16 protein-coding genes are annotated in these 17945 nt (G+C 74.3%); 4 read left to right on the top strand and 12 right to left on the bottom strand.

What is annotated here, in order from left to right:
- Positions 1-35: 35 nt before the first annotated feature.
- From mshA to H291_RS0125945, 8 genes are all read right to left on the bottom strand, one after another.
- Positions 36-1364 carry a D-inositol-3-phosphate glycosyltransferase gene (mshA, locus tag H291_RS0125980; RefSeq protein WP_020017957.1) on the bottom strand — a complete coding sequence of 443 codons (1329 nt, stop codon included), beginning with the start codon at positions 1362-1364 and terminating at the stop codon, positions 36-38.
- Entirely contained in the window at positions 1364-2398 is a 1035-nt protein-coding gene (locus H291_RS0125975) for a lactonase family protein (protein WP_020017956.1), read from the bottom strand. Before H291_RS0125975 ends, mshA begins: the two co-directional genes overlap by 1 nt.
- 112 nt (positions 2399-2510) lie before the next feature.
- On the bottom strand, positions 2511-2840 hold the full coding sequence (locus tag H291_RS0125970) for a histone-like nucleoid-structuring protein Lsr2 (protein WP_020017955.1): 330 nt from the start codon (positions 2838-2840) through the stop codon (positions 2511-2513).
- A gap of 174 nt (positions 2841-3014) precedes the next feature.
- Positions 3015-3197: a hypothetical protein gene (locus H291_RS0125965; protein ID WP_020017954.1), complete on the bottom strand. Its 183-nt coding sequence runs from the start codon at positions 3195-3197 to the stop codon at positions 3015-3017.
- A gap of 38 nt (positions 3198-3235) precedes the next feature.
- Complete coding sequence (lysS, locus tag H291_RS0125960) at positions 3236-4789, bottom strand: lysine--tRNA ligase (protein WP_084468444.1); 1554 nt, start codon at positions 4787-4789, stop codon at positions 3236-3238.
- Between the two features lie 78 nt (positions 4790-4867).
- Positions 4868-5797: a carboxylating nicotinate-nucleotide diphosphorylase gene (nadC, locus tag H291_RS0125955; RefSeq protein ID WP_020017952.1), complete on the bottom strand. Its 930-nt coding sequence runs from the start codon at positions 5795-5797 to the stop codon at positions 4868-4870.
- Entirely contained in the window at positions 5794-6462 is a 669-nt protein-coding gene (locus H291_RS31705) for a GntR family transcriptional regulator (RefSeq protein WP_020017951.1), read from the bottom strand. Before H291_RS31705 ends, nadC begins: the two co-directional genes overlap by 4 nt.
- A gap of 77 nt (positions 6463-6539) precedes the next feature.
- A complete protein-coding gene (locus H291_RS0125945) occupies positions 6540-8057 on the bottom strand; it encodes a hypothetical protein (protein ID WP_084468443.1) in 1518 nt (505 codons plus the stop codon).
- Positions 8058-8273: 216 nt separating this feature from the next.
- Between H291_RS0125945 and H291_RS0125940 the strand changes: the two genes are divergently transcribed.
- The 4 genes from H291_RS0125940 to H291_RS0125925 are packed head-to-tail and all read left to right on the top strand — an operon-like array spanning position 8274 to position 13805.
- Positions 8274-9551 (top strand): NRAMP family divalent metal transporter, encoded by a 1278-nt coding sequence (locus H291_RS0125940; protein WP_020017949.1) that lies wholly within the window; start codon positions 8274-8276, stop codon positions 9549-9551.
- Between the two features lie 41 nt (positions 9552-9592).
- Complete coding sequence (locus H291_RS0125935; RefSeq protein WP_020017948.1) at positions 9593-10378, top strand: LamB/YcsF family protein; 786 nt, start codon at positions 9593-9595, stop codon at positions 10376-10378.
- Complete coding sequence (locus tag H291_RS0125930; RefSeq protein WP_020017947.1) at positions 10378-12024, top strand: urea amidolyase family protein; 1647 nt, start codon at positions 10378-10380, stop codon at positions 12022-12024. The genes H291_RS0125935 and H291_RS0125930 overlap by 1 nt, the downstream gene beginning before the upstream one ends.
- Positions 12021-13805, top strand: a complete 1785-nt coding sequence (locus H291_RS0125925) for an acetyl/propionyl/methylcrotonyl-CoA carboxylase subunit alpha (RefSeq protein WP_020017946.1) — start codon at positions 12021-12023, stop codon at positions 13803-13805. Before H291_RS0125930 ends, H291_RS0125925 begins: the two co-directional genes overlap by 4 nt.
- Positions 13806-13845: 40 nt before the next feature.
- On the opposite strand, the gene H291_RS0125920 is transcribed toward H291_RS0125925, so the two are convergent.
- From H291_RS0125920 to H291_RS0125905, 4 genes are read right to left on the bottom strand one after another with little or no spacing between them, the layout of a single operon-like run.
- Complete coding sequence (locus H291_RS0125920; protein WP_020017945.1) at positions 13846-15543, bottom strand: L-aspartate oxidase; 1698 nt, start codon at positions 15541-15543, stop codon at positions 13846-13848.
- Positions 15540-16046, bottom strand: a complete 507-nt coding sequence (gene panD / locus H291_RS0125915; RefSeq protein ID WP_020017944.1) for an aspartate 1-decarboxylase — start codon at positions 16044-16046, stop codon at positions 15540-15542. Before panD ends, H291_RS0125920 begins: the two co-directional genes overlap by 4 nt.
- 4 nt (positions 16047-16050) lie before the next feature.
- Positions 16051-16971, bottom strand: a complete 921-nt coding sequence (panC, locus tag H291_RS0125910) for a pantoate--beta-alanine ligase (RefSeq protein WP_020017943.1) — start codon at positions 16969-16971, stop codon at positions 16051-16053.
- Complete coding sequence (locus H291_RS0125905; protein ID WP_020017942.1) at positions 16968-17942, bottom strand: Rossmann-like and DUF2520 domain-containing protein; 975 nt, start codon at positions 17940-17942, stop codon at positions 16968-16970. The genes panC and H291_RS0125905 overlap by 4 nt, the downstream gene beginning before the upstream one ends.
- Positions 17943-17945: the final 3 nt, after the last annotated feature.

Below are 17945 nucleotides of genomic sequence, written 5' to 3'. Positions count from 1 at the left end.
CCCCTGGACCTGCGCGGCCCCGGGCCGGGTGGGCCTCAGGCCCGGTGGGCCTCGGCGTGGTGCTTGCGGGCCCGCTCGTACACGTCCAGCATCTCGTCGGCCGCGCGGTCCCAGCCGAACCGGGTGCCCGAGTGCCGGGCACCCGCGGCCAGCCGCGCGCGCAGCTCGTCGTCGTCCAGGAGGCTCTTGAGCGCCAGGGCCCACGTCTCGGGCTCGTGGTCGGGCACCAGGACGCCGGAGACGCCGTCGTCCACGACCGTGCACAGGCCGCCCACCGCGGCCGCCACGACCGGCGTGCCCGAGGCCTGGGCCTCGGCCGCGACGAGGCCGAACGACTCGCTGTGCGACGGCACCGCGACCAGGTCGGCGGCGCGGAAGTAGTCGGCGAGCGCGCCCTGCGGCACCGGGGGCCGCACGCGCACGTGGGCGGCAACGCCCTCCTGGTAGGCCAGCGCCTCGAGCTCGCGGACGGCGGTCGGCCGCCCGGACGCCCCGCCGAGCACCACGAGCAGCGGAGGCTGCCCGTCGCCCTCGGACCAGACCCGCTCCCCCAGCGCCCGGACCAGCACGTCGGGCCCCTTGAGCAGCTGCACCCGGCCCGCGAACAGCACGATCTTGCGGTCCGCGGGCAGCACGAGCCGCTCGCGCAGCTCGGCCCGCTCCCGGTCGCGCTCGGCCGGGTCCGCGGCGCACCGCGGCGGCGCAAACACCCCGAGGTCCACGCCCGGCTGCACCACGCGCACCAGGGCGGGGTCGGCCTGGTAGTCGCGCACCAGGTCGGCGGCCTCCTGGTCCGTGTTCGCGACCAGGGCGTCGGCCTCGGCGACCACCTGCTCCTCGCCGATGATCCGGCCGTGCGGCTCGGGGGCGTCGCCCGGGGCCAGGGACGCGTTCTTGACGCGCGCCATGGTGTGCATGGTGTGCACCAGCGGCACGTCCCAGCGTTCCGCCGCGATCCAGCCCACCTGGCCCGACAGCCAGTAGTGCGTGTGCAGCACGTCGTACCAGCCCTCGGGGCGGTGCGCCTCGGCGCGCAGCACGCCCGCGGCGAAGGCGCAGAGCTGCCCCGGCAGGTCGTTCTTGTCCAGCCCCTCGTACGGCCCGGCGGCCACGTGGATGACGCGGACGCCGGGTTCGGCGTCGGTCACCTTGGGCTGGGCCGACGACGTCGCCCGCGTGTAGATCTCCACCTGCGCGCCGCGGCGGGCCAGCGCCTTCGACAGCTCCAGCACGTACACGTTCATGCCGCCGGCGTCGCCCGTCCCGGGCTGCTCCAGCGGTGACGTGTGCACGGAGACCATCGCGATCCGGAGCGGACGGGCGGCGTCCGGCTCGACGAGATCGGGCGGCAGGCTGTCGCGCATCACGCCTCCAGGACGCACGCGGGCACGGGCAGCCCCAGCCGGTCGGTGATCTCGCCCTGGCCCGACGCGCGGTCCAGGCGGACCGCGAGCAGCTCGTCGGTGTTCTGCGCCGCGACGACGACCAGCTCGCCGTCGGCCAGCACCGCGTGGTGGCGGGGCCAGGCGCCCGCGCCGAGGTCGACGTCGGCGACGTTCTCGATGGCCAGGTCACGGGCGGCGCGCACCCGGAGCACCGACAGGACGTCCGGCCCGCGGACGCCCACGTGCACCAGGTCGCCCGCGACCGTGATGTGCGAGGGGTACCCGGGCGCGCCGTCGGCCATGGTGCGGGCGGTGATCGCCACCGAGCCGACGTGCTCGAGGCGGCCCGGCCCCGCCGGGACGAGCACGTGCAGGCGGCAGTCCAGCTCGCCGGCGAGCAGGATCGTGCCGTCGGGCAGCTCGACCAGGTGGCGCGGGCCGGTGCCGGGCGGCAGGACGGCGGCGACCTCGCCCGCGCCGGAGCCGTCCAGCGGGTAGGTGCGCAGCTCGTCGGTGCCGAGGTCGGCGACCAGCACGCGGTCGCCCCACACGTGGACGAAGTGGGCGTGCGGCCCCTCCTGCCGGTCGGTCACCGGCCCGGTGCCCGTGTGCGGGAAGGTCCGCGGCTCGCCGAGGGCGCCGTCCTCGGCCAGCGGCACGACGGCGGCCACGCCGTCGCCGTAGTTCGCGACCCAGGCCGCGGCCGGCGTCGCCACGACGTGGCACGGGCTCGATCCGCCCGAGGCGACCGTGGCCACGGGGGCGAGCGCGCCGTCGTCGGCCACGTGGAAGGAGGTGAGCGTGCCCGGCTCGGTCTCGGTGACCGCCAGGAGGGTGCGTCCCGACGCCGCCGCCGCGAGGAACGACGGCGAGGCGACCGGGGCGGCGAGCTCGCCGCCGGCGAACCGGCCGTCGGCGCCGATGCCGACGCGCCAGACGCCCTCACCGGTGCCCGGTGCGGCGTCGGACTTCGGATAGGTGCCGATCCACAGGGCGATGGTGGGGTTGCTCATGCGATCAGCCTAATGACGTGCGACGGGTGCTCTTGCCGCGAAAGCACGACGCCCCGGCCGCCCCTCGTCGAGGGGCGCCGGGGCGCAATCCAACGTCGTGCGTACGTCGGCGTCAGCCGTTCGCCTTCGCGTAGGCGTCCTGGACCTCGGCCGCGATCCGGCCGCGGTCGCTGACCGTGTAGCCGTTCGCCTTGGCCCATTCACGGACCGCCGCGGTGTCGCTCCCGGAGCGGGACCGGCGCGTGGTGGTGGTCCGCGCGACCGCGGACTTCACCTTGCGAGCGTGGCCGACCCACGAAGCGAGCGAATCACGCAGCTGGGCCGCGTGCTCGGCATTGAGGTCGATCTCGTAGGAGACGCCGTCGAGGCCGAAGTTCACGGTCTCGTCGGCGGCACCGCCATCGATGTCGTCTTCGAGAACAAGCTGAACCTTCTGAACCATACGGGTACTTCCCTTCCGCGCCACAAATTCCGGGGTTAGTTCGCGAGCATGCCGCACTCAATATTGACATGTCAATAATGGGCATGTGACACCGATCACGAAAACTTCACCCGGGTACGTGAAGTGCGCGGATTTGATCCCGCAGGTCCGCCCCGATAATCTCGCCCGCGCGGATCAGTGCGAAGCGGAATTCCTGGTGTTTTCCGCCGCTGCCGCCATGGCCTCGCGATCCATTCGCTCGAGCGCCTCACGCTCGTGACGGTCCGCGCGCAGGATCTTGCGCATCGCAAACCAGAAGAGCAGACCCACGCCAACAGAGGGCGTGAGCCCGGCGAGCACCGCAAGCGTCGTATCCATCACAAGATCCTCACAAACTCATCTGGGCGGTCGATATCTCAGGCCTGCGGCTTGACCAGCGGGAAAAGGATGGTCTCCCGGATTCCCTGGCCCGTCAGCGCCATGAGCAGGCGGTCGATCCCCATGCCCATTCCGCCCGAAGGGGGCATCGCGAATTCCATGGCCGTCAGGAAATCCTCGTCCAGCAGCATGGCCTCGTCGTCGCCCGCCGCGGCCATCCTGGCCTGCGCCTCGAAGCGCTGGCGCTGGATCACGGGGTCAACGAGCTCGGAATAGCCCGTGGCCAGCTCGAAGCCGCGCACGTACAGGTCCCACTTCTCGACCTGACCCTTTTCCGAGCGGTGGTCGCGTGTGAGCGGTGAGGTCTCCACCGGGAAATCCCGCACGAACGTCGGCGCGGTCAGGTGGTCGCCCACCCGGTGCTCCCAGAGCGTCTCGACGAGCTTTCCGTGATTGAGGATCTTCTTGTTGCCCACCTCGACATCGAGGCGCTCCGCGATCTTCTCGAGTTCCTCGACCGACGTGGCAGCGGTGATCTCCTCGCCCAGGCTTTCGGAGAGCGAGTCGTACATCCGCAGGTTTGCCCATTCGCCGCCCAGCTCGTACTCCGAACCGTCCGGAAGGGTCACGAGGGTGGTGCCGAGAACGTCCTGCGCCGCGGTCTGCACCAGATCCTGGGTGAGTGCGCCGATGGTGTTGTAATCGCCGTAGGCCTCGTACGCCTCGAGCATGGCGAACTCCGGCGAGTGCGACGAGTCCGCGCCCTCGTTACGGAAGTTTCGGTTGATCTCGAAAACCTTCTCGACCCCGCCGACGACCGCCTTCTTCAGGAAGATCTCCGGCGCGATCCGCAGGAACAGCTCCAGGTCGTACGCATTCATGTGCGTCGAGAAAGGCCGCGCGGACGCGCCCGAGGCAATGGTCTGCAGCATCGGGGTCTCGACCTCGAGAAAGCTGCGGCGATAGAAGTTCTCGCGCAGGGAACGCACCACGCCGGAACGCAGGCGCACCATGTCGCGGGCCGCGGGGCGCGCGATGAGGTCCACGTACCGCTGGCGGACGCGCGCCTCCTCGGACAGGTCCTTGTGCAGCACCGGCAGCGGGCGCAGCGACTTGGCCGCCATGCGCCACTCGTCGGCGAAGATGCTCAGCTCGCCGCGCTTCGACGCCCCGACGTGGCCGTGCAGGAACAGGTGGTCGCCCAGGTCGACGTCGGTCTTGAAGGCGGCCAGCGCCTCCTCGCCGAGCGCGGCCAGGCTCAGCATGCCCTGGAGGCGGTTGCCCTCGCCGTCCTGCAGCGTGACGAAGCAGAGCTTGCCGCCGATGCGGACGAACACGACGCGGCCGGCGACGCCGACGACGTCCTCGGTCTCCTGGCCCGCCTCGAGGTGGTCGTACTTCTCGCGGACCTCCGCGAGGGTGTGGGTGACCGGGACGGAGACCGGGTACGCCTCGGTGCCGTGCGCCAGGAGGCGCTCACGCTTCTCGCGCCGGATCCGCAGCTGCTCGGGCAGGTCGTCGGTCGGCGGGGTCGCGGCGCTGGAGGCAGCGGGGTTCTCGGTCGTCACGGAGGCGATTCTATCGGTGCGCATCACCCGCCGAGTTCTCTTTATCCGCCCGGTTGGACACACCGGACCCGGCGGATATCCAGGAATCGCGGAGAAAAGGGATCAGGCGCGCAGGTCGAGGGCCAGGTCCAGGATCGGCGCGCTGTGCGTCAGGGCGCCCACGGAGAGGAAGTCCACGCCGGCGGCTGCGACCGCGCGCGCCTTGTCCAGCGTGAGGTTGCCGGTGGCCTCGAGCTCGACGTGCGCCGGGACGCCGTCGCGCCCCTCCCGCTCGCGGACGGCGGCGACCGTCTCCGCGAGGCGGGCCGGCTCCATGTTGTCGAGCAGCAGGAAGTCCGCGCCCGAGGCCAGGGCCTCCAGCGCCTGGGCCGTCGTGTCGGCCTCGACCTGGATCTGGACGTCGGGGAACATCTCGCGGACGGCGCGGATCGCGGCCGCGACCGACCCGGCGGCGACCACGTGGTTGTCCTTGACCATGGCGACGTCGTACAGGCCCATGCGCTTGTTGGTGCCGCCCCCGGCGCGCACCGCGTACTTCTGCAGGGCGCGCAGGCCCGGCGTCGTCTTGCGGGTGTCGAGCACCTGGGCGCCCGTGCCCTCCAGCTCCCGGGCGAACGCCCGGGTCGCCGTCGCGACGCCGGACGCGCGGCTGGCCAGGTTGAGGAGGGTGCGCTCGGCCACGAGCAGCACCTGCGTGCGGCCCTCCAGGCTCGCCAGCACCTGCCCCGCGACGACGGCGTCGCCGTCCTGCGCGTGGAACACGACGACCGGGACGGGCAGGGCCAGCCGGGCGGCGACCTGGTCCAGCACCTCCTGCACCACCACGAGACCCGCGACCACGCCGTCCTCGCGCGCCACGAGGTCGGCCACCCCGGCGGCCGACGGCGGGATGGTCGCCTGCGAGGTGACGTCCCGGCCCGGGGCGGTGCCCAGGTCCTCGTCGAGGGCGATGCGCACGGTGCCGGCGACCCAGGCGGGGTCGAGGCCCGGGGCGACCGTGGAGGGGGTGGCGAAGACGGGGAGGGTGCTCACCGGGTCACCGTATCCGGAGCGGGGCGGGCACCGTCCGCGTCGACGACGGACTGGAGCATCCGCTGCGAGTCGGAGAGGTACCGGTCCAGGTCCGCGGCCGCGCCGGCGGCGTCACCACCCAGGAAGCGGCGCAGCAGGCCGGCGTTGCGGTCCACGAAGCCGTCGAAGAAGGCGCCGTCGTCGCCCAGCAGGCCGAAGGACAGACGGAGCTCCGCCGAGAGGTTGGCGTGCAGCCGGTCGAGGCGCGGGCTGCCCGCGAGCGCCACGATCCCGGAGTGGAACCGCATGTTCGCGGCGGCGATGTCCCGCCAGTCGCCACCGAGCCGGGCCGCGAGCGCCGCGTCGACGGCGTCGCGCATGGCGCGGGCGCCCTCGTGCGCCGGGTCGCCCGCGGCGAGCGCGGGCACCTCGATGAGCCGGCGGACCCGGTAGATGTCGACGATGTCGGCCAGCGTGGGTCGGGTGACGGCGACGCCGGCGTTCGGCCGGCGGACCAGGAGACCCTCGTGGACCAGGATCCGGAAGGCCTCACGCAGGGTGTTCCGCGAGACGTCGAGCGACTCGCTCACCGACTGCTCCGAGAGCCGCTGCCCCGGGGTCAGCCGGCCGGTGACGATGAGCTCGCGGATGGCGTCTGCGCTGCGTTCGGCGCGGTCCGGCTTCACGACCCCAGTCTATGGAGCGACGCGCCGTGGTGAGCCGGGTGTCCGCCGCCCGCGGACGACGGACACCCGGCCCGCGGTCAGTCGACCGTGTCCGCCACCGCGTGGACCAGGTTGCTCCCCTGGGCGACGATCGCGGTGCGCCAGGCGTCGAACGTCGGGTCGGTCACGGCGAAGTCGGTCTCGAAGTGCTGCATGTCGGGGGTGTGGATGTGCCCCGCCGGGATGTCGAGGCCGGCCCGGTCACGCAGCAGCGTGTTCCGGTAGGCGCTCTCGTTCGACAGGTAGTTGCCGCCGCCCCCGCTGTACGAGCAGGAGCCCTCGGCCGGGGGCACGGGCGGCGTCGCCGGCGGGTACGTGACCGGCGGCGGGTTGTTGAAGGTCTCCCGGACGGGCGACGCGCAGTCGGGGAACTGCGTGTAGTTGGTGTGCCAGACGACGCCGAACGCCTCGGACTCGTCGGGCCAGGTGTCCCCGGGCGGCCGCGGCACGTCGGCGCCGGTGTCTGCCGCGATCATCTCGGCGACCGGCAGGGTCGCCGTCGTCCACTGCGGCGGGTCGGTGAGCCCGTCGCCGCCGCCCCAGCGGTCGACCACCTGGATGTTGCAGCCCGGGTTGTCGACGGCGAGCTGCGGGACCCCGCCGACGGCGGGGCACGGCGCGGTGCGGTCGTTGCCCAGCGAGACGCCGTGGTACCGGCTGTTCCACTGCTCCAGGTTGAACTGGGCCCCGCCGGCCTGGCTCACCGTGATGGACGCGTCCACCTGCCGGGGGCCGGGCTCCATGAACGGGCCGACGGTGTCCTCGAGGTAGCCGCGCTCGAACTCCGGGTAGCTCACGGGCAGGGTGTAGGCCTCGACGTAGGCGGTCCGGCCGTCGTCGGTGCGGTAGGTGGTGCCGTCGAGAGCGAGCGCCGTGGCACCCGACGGGTTGCCGTGCCGGATGTTGTTGCCGACCGTGCCCTGCGCCGGCCCGGTGGTGCCGCCGTCGAGCGTGTAGACGTCGAACCCGCTGACGAGCACGCGCACCGCGTGCCTCCCGGGCGGCAGGTCGATGTCGTCCATGCCGCGGGCGGCCTTCTCGAAGGTCTCGACGAGCGCGGCACGTTCCGCCTCGTCGAGGCCGCCCCGCGGGTCCCACTGGCGCAGCACGGACATGGCCTCGGTGCGGGTCCAGTACAGGGGGCGGTCGTCGCTCGCGGGCAGGTCGCCCCGGACGGTGCCGCGGCCCTGCGCCCTCGCGACGGCGGCGTCCCACAGGTCCTGGCCGGCCCGCTCGACGAGCCGCGTGGCCGCGTCGAGCGACCGGGTGCGGCACAGTGCCGCGGTGAGGTCGGCGGTGAACCGGCCGAACCCGCCGCCCTCGATGATCGTGCGCGCGTAGGTCTCGTCGGCGGCGACGGTGGGGTCTGCGGCGTCGGGCAGGTGGGCGGCCAGGCGGCTCTCCTCGGCGGAGAGCGGGAGGCCCGGGTCGAGGCAGTCCGGGCCGGACCCGGGCGCGGGCAGCGCGGCGGCGGGGCCGGCCAGGGCGGTGGTGGCGCAGAGGGCGAGGGCGGTGACGCCCGCTCGCATCCGCACCCTGGTACGTCGTCTCGGCATGGTGGATCCCTTCCTCGGAAGCGGTCGCCATCGACCGTAGAGGTTCGTTGAACAATCCGACAGAGCAGCGCGCGTAAACATCTCGTGTCCCGGCCTAGTCGCCACTGTTCGAGCCGTGTCATGATCGACCTGGTCTCGCAATACGGGTGAAACAACCAATCGAGACCATCCTGACTGTTGAACAATCCGGCTCTGCACAACGACCAGGAGGACACGATGTCCGACACGAGCCACGAGCCCACGACGACCTCCGAGCAGATCCCGCCGGGCAGGACGCCCGCGGACGTACGGCAGTTCGCATCGGCGCGACGCCGCTCCCTGCTGGGCGCGCTGTTCCTCATGGCGACCTCGGCCATCGGCCCCGGCTTCATCACCCAGACCGCCACGTTCACGCAGCAGCTCGGCGCCGCGTTCGCGTTCGGCATCCTGGCCTCGATCCTGCTCGACCTGGCCGTCCAGATGAACGTGTGGCGCATGATCACGCTGACCGGCAAGCGGGCGAGCACGCTGGCCAACGAGGCGCTGCCGGGCAGCGGCTACCTGCTGGCCGTGCTCATCGTGTTCGGCGGCCTCATCTTCAACATCGGCAACACGGCGGGCGCCGGGCTGGGCCTGAACGCCCTGTTCGGCCTGGACCCCCGGATCGGCGGGGCGATCAGCGCCGTCATCGCGGTCGCGATCTTCCTGGCCAAGCGGGCGGGGGCCGTCGTCGACCGGGTGGTGATCGCCGCCGGGCTCGTGATGATCGTCCTCACCGTGATCGTCGCGATCCTCTCCGACCCGCCGGTGGGCGACGCGCTCAAGCAGACCGTGCTGCCGGACACCATCGACTTCGCCACGATCACGACGATCGTGGGCGGCACCGTCGGCGGCTACATCACCTACGCGGGCGCGCACAAGCTCCTCGACTCGGGCACCACCGGGCCCGAGCACGTGACCGAGGTGAACCGGGCCGCCGTCAACGGCATCGTCGTGACCGGGATCATGCGCTACGTGCTGTTCCTCGCCATCCTCGGCGTCGTCGCCTCCGGCGTGGTGCTTGACGTCGCGGGGAACCCTGCCGCCGACGCGTTCTCCGCGGCGGCGGGCGAGGCGGGGCTGCGCATCTTCGGGGCCGTCTTCTGGATCGCCGCGATCACCAGCATCATCGGGTCCGCGTACACCTCGGTGTCGTTCCTCCCGGTGTTCTCGGCCCGGATCACGGGGCGCGTCGCCGACCTGTGGACGGTCGGGTTCATCGTGGTCTCGCTCGCGATCTACCTGGCCGTGGGGACGGCGCCGGCCACGCTGCTCGTGTTCGTGGGCGGCGTGAACGGCCTCATCCTGCCGATCGGCCTGACCCTGTTCATGTACATCGGCTGGTTCCGCGGCTCGCTCCTGGGCAGCGCTCGGTACCCGCGCTGGCTCCTGGTGGTCGGCACCCTGGCCACCGTGGTCACCTGGTACATGGCGGTCAACGCGGTGGGCCCGATCTTCGACCTGCTGTCCGCCTGAGCCCCGGGCCCGGGCGACCCGCACCACGAAAGGAACGCACCATGAGCGCCGTCGACCTGAACAGCGACCTCGGCGAGGGGTTCGGCCGCTGGACTCTCGGCGACGACGAGCAGATGCTCGGCATCGTCTCCAGCGCCAACGTCGCCTGCGGCTTCCACGCGGGCGACCCCGCGTCCATCCGGCGCACCCTGCGCTCCGCCGTGGCGCACGGCGTCACCGTCGGCGCGCACGTCGGCTACCGCGACCTGGCCGGGTTCGGCCGGCGCAACATGGACGTGCCCGACGACGAGCTCGAGGCCGACGTCGCCTACCAGATCGGCGCGCTGCGCGGCCTGGCCGACGCCGAGGGCGCGACCGTGACCTACGTGAAGCCGCACGGCGCGCTCTACAACACGGCGGCGGTGGACGAGCGCGTGGCGCGGGCGGTCGCGACGGCCGTCGCCGCCGTCGACCCCGGGCTGGTGCTGCTCGGGCTACCGGGGAGCGTCGCCCTCGCCGCGGCCGAGGCGGCCGGGCTCGCCACCGCGACGGAGGCCTTCGCGGACCGCGCGTACACCCCGGAGGGGCGGCTGGTCTCGCGACGCGAGCCGGGTGCCGTGCTGCACGACGCCGACGACGTGGCCCGCCGCATGCTCCGGCTCGTCACCGAGGGCGTGGTGACCGCCGTCGACGGCACCGACGTCGCGGTGCGCGCGGACTCGGTGTGCGTGCACGGCGACTCCCCCGGCGCCGTCGCCATGGCCCGCCGGATCCGCGAGGTGTTCGACGCCGAGGGCATCGAGCTCGCGGCCTTCGCCCCGGCGGCGGGCACCGGCACCCCGGCGTGATGCGCGTCCTGACCGCGCGGGACGACGCGCTCCTGGTCGAGCTCGACGACCTGGACCAGGCCGTCGCGCTGTACGAGTCGCTCCGGGCCGACCCGGTGCGCGGCGTCGGCACGCCGGTGCCCGGCGCCCGGACCCTGCTCGTGCCGTTCCGGCCCTCGGCGGTCACCGCACAGGACCTGGCGGCCGAGCTACGGGCACGGCCGCTGGAGCGCGGTGCCCGGACCACGGCCCGCACGATCGAGATCCCCGTGCTGTACGACGGCGCGGACCTCGCCGAGGCGGCCGCGCTGCTCGGCTGGAGCACCGACGAGCTGGTCCGGCGGCACGCCGCGGCGGCCTGGACCGTGGGCTTCGTCGGCTTCGCGCCCGGGTTCGCCTACCTGACCAGCGACGACCCGGAACTGGTGGTCCCGCGCCGGCAGTCCCCGCGCACGCGGGTGCCCGCGGGGTCGGTGGCCCTCGCCGGCCCGTACAGCGGCGTCTACCCCCGCCAGAGCCCCGGCGGCTGGCAGCTCCTGGGCCGTACCGACGCCCCGGTCTGGGACGTGACCCGCGAGCGCCCGGCCCTGATGCTGCCGGGCGACGAGGTCCGCTTCACCCCGACGGACACCCTGTCGCCGTCGCCCGTGCCCGTGCCTCCCCCGCCGTCGGCGACCACGGTCGCGACCGGGCTGGAGGTCGTCAGCACCGGGGTGCAGGCGCTCGTCGAGGATCTGGGGCGGGTCGGGGTCGAGGGGGCCGGTGTGTCGGCGTCCGGGGCGCTCGACCGGCCGAGCCTGCGTGCGGCCAACCGGGCCGTGGGCAACCCCGCGGACGCCGCCGTGATCGAGTCGGTGGGCGGGCTGCGGCTGCGCGCACGGGGCCCGCAGGTGCTCGCGGTGACGGGGGCGGCCGGCGACCTGGTGGTGCGGCCCGGGACCGGGGGCCCCGGCGTGCGCCGGCCGCGGCCCGGCGAGCCGTTCGCCCTGGACGACGGCGACGAGCTCCGGCTCGCCGCGCCCGCCCGCGGGGTCCGTGCCTACGTCGCCGTGCGCGGCGGGATCGACGTACCGCCGGTGCTCGGCAGCCGGGCCGCCGACGTGCTGGCCGGGCTGGGGCCCGACCCGCTCGGCTCGGGCGACGTGCTGCCGGTCGGAGCGACGGGCCGCGGCCTGCGCGCCGCCGCGCCGCCGCCGTCGTGGGCAGGTGCACCGGCGGTCGGCACGACGACACCGTCGGACGACCTCCCGGTACCCGGTGGGACGACGGAGCTGGCGATCGTGCTCGGGCCCCGGGACGACTGGTTCGACGCCGCCGCGATCGACCGGCTGACCGGCCAGGACTGGCTCGTGACCCCGAGGTCCAACCGGATCGGGCTGCGCCTGGCGGGCGACCCGCTCGTGCGTCTCCCGGAGCGGGCGACGGCGGAGCTGCCGAGCGAGGGCTGCGTCACCGGCGCGATCCAGGTACCTCCGGACGGCCTGCCGGTCCTGTTCCTGGCCGACCATCCCCTGACCGGCGGGTACCCGGTGGTCGGAGCGGTCGTGGCGGACCAGGTGCCGCTCGCCGGCCAGCTCCCCGCGGGTGCACGCGTGCGCTTCGTCGTCCGCGACCGCGCGCCGGGCACCGACGACACCACCCCGAACGCAGCAGGAGGCACCCCATGATCCGCACCGTGCTCGTCGCGAACCGAGGCGAGATCGCGGTCCGCGTGGTCCGCGCGTGCGCCGACCTGGGCATCCGTTCCGTGGCCGTGTACGCCGACGGCGACGTCGACGCGCCCCACGTGCGCCTGGCCGACGAGGCCTGGGCGCTCGACGGGCGCACCGCCGCCGAGACGTACCTGTCGGTGGACAAGCTGCTCGGCGTCGCGCGCCGTTCCGGGGCGGACGCCGTCCACCCCGGGTACGGGTTCCTGTCCGAGCGGGCCGCGGCGGCCCGGGCCGTCGAGGAGGCCGGGCTGATCTGGGTGGGTCCGACGTCCTCGACCATCGAGCTGCTCGGCGACAAGATCGCGGCCCGCGACCTGGCCCGGAAGGTCGGTGCCCCGCTCGTCCCCGGTTCGGACGGCCCGGTGGCGGACGCCGCGGCGGCGCTGGCGTTCGCCGAGGAGCACGGCCTGCCGCTGGCGATCAAGGCCGCGCACGGGGGCGGCGGGCGCGGCATGCGGGTGGCACGCACGCTGGAGGAGGTGCCCGAGCTGTTCGAGGCCGCGCGGCGGGAGGCCGAGGCCGCGTTCGGGCGGGGCGAGTGCTTCGTCGAGCGGTTCCTGGAGCGCCCGCGGCACGTCGAGGCCCAGGTCATCGCGGACGACCACGGTCACGTGGTGATAGCGGGCACCCGAGACTGTTCCCTGCAGCGCCGCAACCAGAAGCTCGTGGAGGAGGCACCCGCGCCGTACCTGGACGACGCCGTGCGCGAGCGGGTGCACGAGTCCGCGCGGGCCCTGTGCGCCGCCGCCGGTTACCGGAGCGCCGGGACGGTGGAGTTCCTGCTCGGCGCCGACGGCACCCTCTCGTTCCTGGAGGTGAACACCCGGCTGCAGGTGGAGCACCCCGTCACGGAGGAGACCACCGGGCTGGACCTCGTCGTCGAGCAGCTCCGGGTCGCGGGCGGGCTGCCGCTGTCCGTCACCGAGGACCCGGCCCCGCACGGGCACGCGATCGAGCTGCGGCTCAACGCGGAGGACCCGGCGCGCGGGTTCCTGCCCGGCCCGGGGCGGGTCGAGCGCTTCGTCCCGCCGTCCGGTCCGGGAGTCCGGGTGGACGCCGGCATCGAGTCGGGGTCGGTGATCCCCGGCGAGTTCGACTCGCTCTTCGCCAAGGTCGTCGTCTGGGGTCCCAGCCGTGACGCGGCGCTCGCGCGCGCCCGGCGGGCCGCCGCCGAGACGCTGGTGGAGGGTGTGCCCACGGTGCTGCCGTTCCACCGGGCGGTCCTGGCCGACCCGGCGTTCACCGGGGCGGACGGGCACGGCCTCGCCGTCCACACCCAGTGGATAGAGACCGAGCTGCTCGCCTCGATCGACCCGCAGGCGCTCGCCACACCCGTCACCGAACCGGGCGTCGTGGAGACCTGGGTCGAGATCGACGGGCGCCGGCACCGGCTCCGGACACCAGGCGGGATCGGGCCGGCGGCAGCCGGTATCGCCCCGCCCGGCAGCGACGCTCCGGCCCGGGTCCCGGGCACCGCGCCGGACGACGGCCGCACACCACTGCTCGCCGCGATGCCCGGCACCCTGGTCCGCTGGCTGGTCGCCGACGGCGAGCACGTCAGCGACGGCCAGCCGGTCGCCGTCGTCGAGGCCATGAAGATGGAGTCCCAGCTCGTCGCCGAGGCCGCGGGAGCACTGCACCACGAGGCGACGGAGGGCACCCAGATCACCCCGGACACCCCGCTGGCCCACATCATCAGGACTGACCTGGATTCAGCAGGCCACAGCCGACCGTAACCGGCCCGGTAACGGTCGGCCGCGGCCTGCTGAACGAAAGTCAGTCCCCGGCAGGATGCCGGGACGGCACCGTCGTCAGCACCCCGCCCCCGTCCAGCCGCACCCGCACCCGGCGCCGCCAGGCGTCGTCCGGCCGCGGGAAGTCCGTGCGGTAGTGGCCGCCGCGGGTCTCCTCGCGCAGCCACGCCGCACGGGTCAGCGCCCGCGCCACCATGTGCACGTTCGTGGTCTCCCACTCGGCGGCCTGGGGCTCGGCGACCACCTCGGCGGCGAGGTGCGCGTCGGAGCGGACGGCGCCCAGGCGCTCGTCGGCCTCGGCCAGCGACCGGGCCGAGCGGATCACGCCCGCGCCCGCCGAGGCCACCTTCTGGATGCGCGACCGGGCGGCGGCCGCGACCAGGGCCGCCCCGCCAGGCCGGAGAGCGGGCTCGCCCCGGACGAGGTCGCCGGCGTCGGTCCGCGCCGCGATGTCGCGGGCCGCGCGGGAGGCGAAGACGATGCCCTCCAGCAGCGAGTTGGACGCGAGCCGGTTGGCGCCGTGCACGCCGGTGCAGGCGACCTCGCCCACCGCGTACAGCCCGTCCACCGAGGAGCGGCCGTCGAGGTCGGTCACCACACCACCCGAGTGGTAGTGCTGGGCGGGCGCCACGGGCACGGGCTCCTCGGACCAGTCGATGCCGGCCTCCAGGAGCCGCGCGTTGATGGTGGGGAACCGGGCGCGCAGGAACTCCCGGCCCAGGTGGCGGGCGTCGAGGAGCACGTTGTCGGCCCCGGTGGCGGCGAGCTGCCGCACGATCGCGTGCGCGACGACGTCCCGCGGCGCGAGCTCGGCCATCTCGTGCACGCCCGGCATGAACCGGTGCCCGTTGACGTCGAGCAGCAGAGCGCCTTCGCCGCGCACGGCCTCCGAGATGAGCGGGAGCTGCCCCTTGGCGCCGGACCCGAGCCACAGCACCGTCGGGTGGAACTGCACGAACTCCAGGTCGCCCAGCACCGCGCCCGCCCGGAGCGCCGCGGCGATGCCGTCGCCCGTGGCGCCGGCCGGGTTGGTGGACGACCGGAACACCTGCCCGATCCCGCCCGTGGCCAGCACGATGGCGGGGGCCAGCACCGCGCCGACGCCGTCCCGCGAGCCGGTGCCCCGCACGTGCAGCGTGGCGCCGCAGGCCCGGCCGGACGCCGTGGTCAGCACGTCGAGCACGAGCGCGTTCTCCACGACCTCGATGCCCGGGTCGTGCCGCACGGCCTCGATCTGCGCCACGAGCGCACGGGAGATCTCCGCGCCCGTGGCGTCGCCGCCGGCGTGCGCGATGCGGTCGGCGTGGTGGCCGCCCTCCCGGGTGAGCGCGATGTCGCCGTCGGCCGCCTTGTCGAAGACGGCGCCCCGGGCGACGAGCTCGCGCACGCGCTCCGGGCCCTCGGTGACCAGCACCCGCACGGCCTCCGGGTCGGCCAGGCCGCCGCCGGCGGCCAGCGTGTCCGCCAGGTGCGCCTCGGGCGAGTCGGACGGGTCGAGCGCGGCCGCGATGCCGCCCTGCGCCCACACCGTCGAGCCGGAGGAGAGCTCGCCCTTGGTCACGAGCACCACGCGCGGCACGCGGGTGCGCAGCTCCAGCGCCGCCGTGAGGCCCGCGATGCCCGAGCCGACGACGATCGCGTCGGCCTCGACGGTCCAACCGGGCGCGGGAGCCGCCAGGGACCGCGCCAGGCGAGGTCCCGGTCCGGGCGTGGTGCTCACGCCCGGCCCGACGCCGTGCGCACCAGGCCCGCGTGCTGGAACGGCTCGATCGGCAGGCCGCTCTCCTCCAGCCCGTAGCCGTCCGGCACGTGGCCGGGCTCGTCGTTGATCTCGACGATGCGGTTGTCCCCGTCGACGAACACGACGTGCGGCAGGAACGTGCGCGCGTCGTGGTCGGAGAGCATGCCGTAGCCGATGAGGATGACGACGTCGCCCGGGCTGACCAGGTGGGCGGCCGCGCCGTTGATGCAGATCTGCCCGGAGCCGGGCTCGCCGGGGATCACGTAGGTGGTCAGCCGGGCGCCGTTGGTCACGTCGACGACGTCGACCTGCTGGCCGGGCACGAGGTCGGCGGCGTCGAGCAGGTCGGCGTCCACGGTGATGGACCCGACGTAGTGCAGGTCCGCCTGCGTCACGGTGGCGCGGTGGATCTTGGAGATCATCATCGGCCGCTGCAGCGAGGCGGGACGGCCGACGGGCGGACGGTGCTCGGTGGTGCTCATGGTGTTACCTCTGGACCTCTGGCGAGACCTCGACGGCCTGGTTGTCGATCAGGCGGGTGGAACCCACCCGTGCGGCCACGAGCAGCAGCGCGGGGCCGGAGAAGTCGTCGGTGACCGCGTCCACGGTCACCGGGTCGACGAGCGCCAGGTAGTCGACCACGACGCCGTCGGCGCCGTCCAGCACTTCGCGCGCGTCGTTGATCACACCCGCCGCGCCGCGGTCCGCGGCGGCCGCGCCGGCACGCAGGGCGCGCGACAGCGCCAGGGCCCGCTCCCGCTCCTCCGGCGACAGGTAGGCGTTGCGCGAGGACAGGGCCAGACCGTCGGCCTCGCGCACCGTCGGCACGCCCACCACCTCGACCGAGACCTCCAGGTCGCGCACCATGCGGCGCACGGCCAGGAGCTGCTGGGCGTCCTTCTCGCCGAACAGGGCGACGTCGGGCCGCACCAGGTGCATCAGCTTGAGCACCACGGTGAGCACGCCGTCCAGGTGCCCGGGCCGGGACGCGCCCTCCAGCACCTCGCCGACCCGGCCGGCAGACACGCGGACCACGGGGTCGCCGTCCGGGTAGACGACGTCGGGCGTGGGCGCGAAGACGACGTCGGCCCCGACCTCCGCGAGCTTGGCGACGTCGCCGTCCAGGTCGCGCGGGTACTTGTCCAGGTCCTCGCCCGCGCCGAACTGGAGCGGGTTCACGAAGATCGTCACGACGACCTGGCCGGCCGGGCCGGCCTCCGCGCGTGCCCGGCGCACGAGCTCCAGGTGGCCCTCGTGCAGCGCGCCCATGGTCATGACGACGGCACGCCGGCCGGGCTCGTCGCCGGCCTCCAGGGACCCCGCGAGGGCCCAGCGCATCTGCTCGTCGCGCAGCTCCTCACGGGTGCTGACCACCAGCGGGGTGCGCTGCGCGGGTTCGGTGCTCACTGTGTCTTCCTTCCGGCGTGCGACTCCCCGCTGGCGCCGTCCAGCGCGTCCAGCAGGGCCTGTGCGGCGGTGTCGCCGATGCGGTGGCTGGCCAGCGCGCGGCGCGTGGCCCCGCGGGCGAGCTCGGTGTAGCTGTCGGGTATGTCGGTGGCGCCGCTGGCGGCGGCCAGGGCGCTGAGCTCGGTCAGGTGCCGGCGCACGGTGCCGACGTCGCCCCGCGAGACCGGCCCGGTCAGGGCGGAGATCGCCCCCGGCCCGACGCCGTCGCGCGCGTCCGCGGACCGGGTCGCCTGCTCCAGAGCCGCCGAGAGCAGCGGCGCGAGCACGCGGCCGGGCAGCTCCACGCCGGCCGCCTCCAGCGCCTGCGCGGCCTGGGCAACGAGCACCACGAGGTGGTTCGCGCCGTGCGCGAGGGCCGCGTGGTAGAGGCCGCGGGCGTGCTCGTCCACGACCACCGGCTCCCCGCCGATCTCGACCACGAGCGCCTGCCCGATGGGCAGCACGGGCGCGGGCGCCGTCACGGCGAACGTGCAGCCCTCCAGGCGCGCCAGGTCCAGGCTGGTCCCGGTGAACGTCATCGCGGGGTGGACCGCGAGCGGGATCGCGCCACCCTGCCGGGCGGGCTCCAGCACGCCGGTGCCGTAGCGGCCGGACGTGTGGATCGCGAGCTGCCCCGGCTGCCAGGCCCCGGTGTCGGCGAGGCCGGAGACCAGGGGCTCCAGGGCGTCGTCGGGCACCGCGAGGAGCACCAGCTCGGCGCGCTCCAGGACATCGGGCACCTCGAGGTTGGGCACTCCCGGCAGGAGCGTCTCGATGCGCTCCCGGGAATCCTCCGAGATGCCGCTCGCGCCGACCACCGCATGGCCGGCGGCGCGCAGCGCGTTGCCGAGCACCGCCCCCACGCGACCCGCTCCGACCACACCGACACCCAGCCGGCCGGGCCTGCGGCCCACCTCGTCGGGGTCACTCACCGG

Source organism: Promicromonospora sukumoe 327MFSha3.1 (genome assembly GCF_000385135.1).
GTDB classification, from domain to species: domain Bacteria; phylum Actinomycetota; class Actinomycetes; order Actinomycetales; family Cellulomonadaceae; genus Promicromonospora; species Promicromonospora sukumoe_B.
This window is presented reverse-complemented; position numbering and strand designations above follow the sequence as displayed.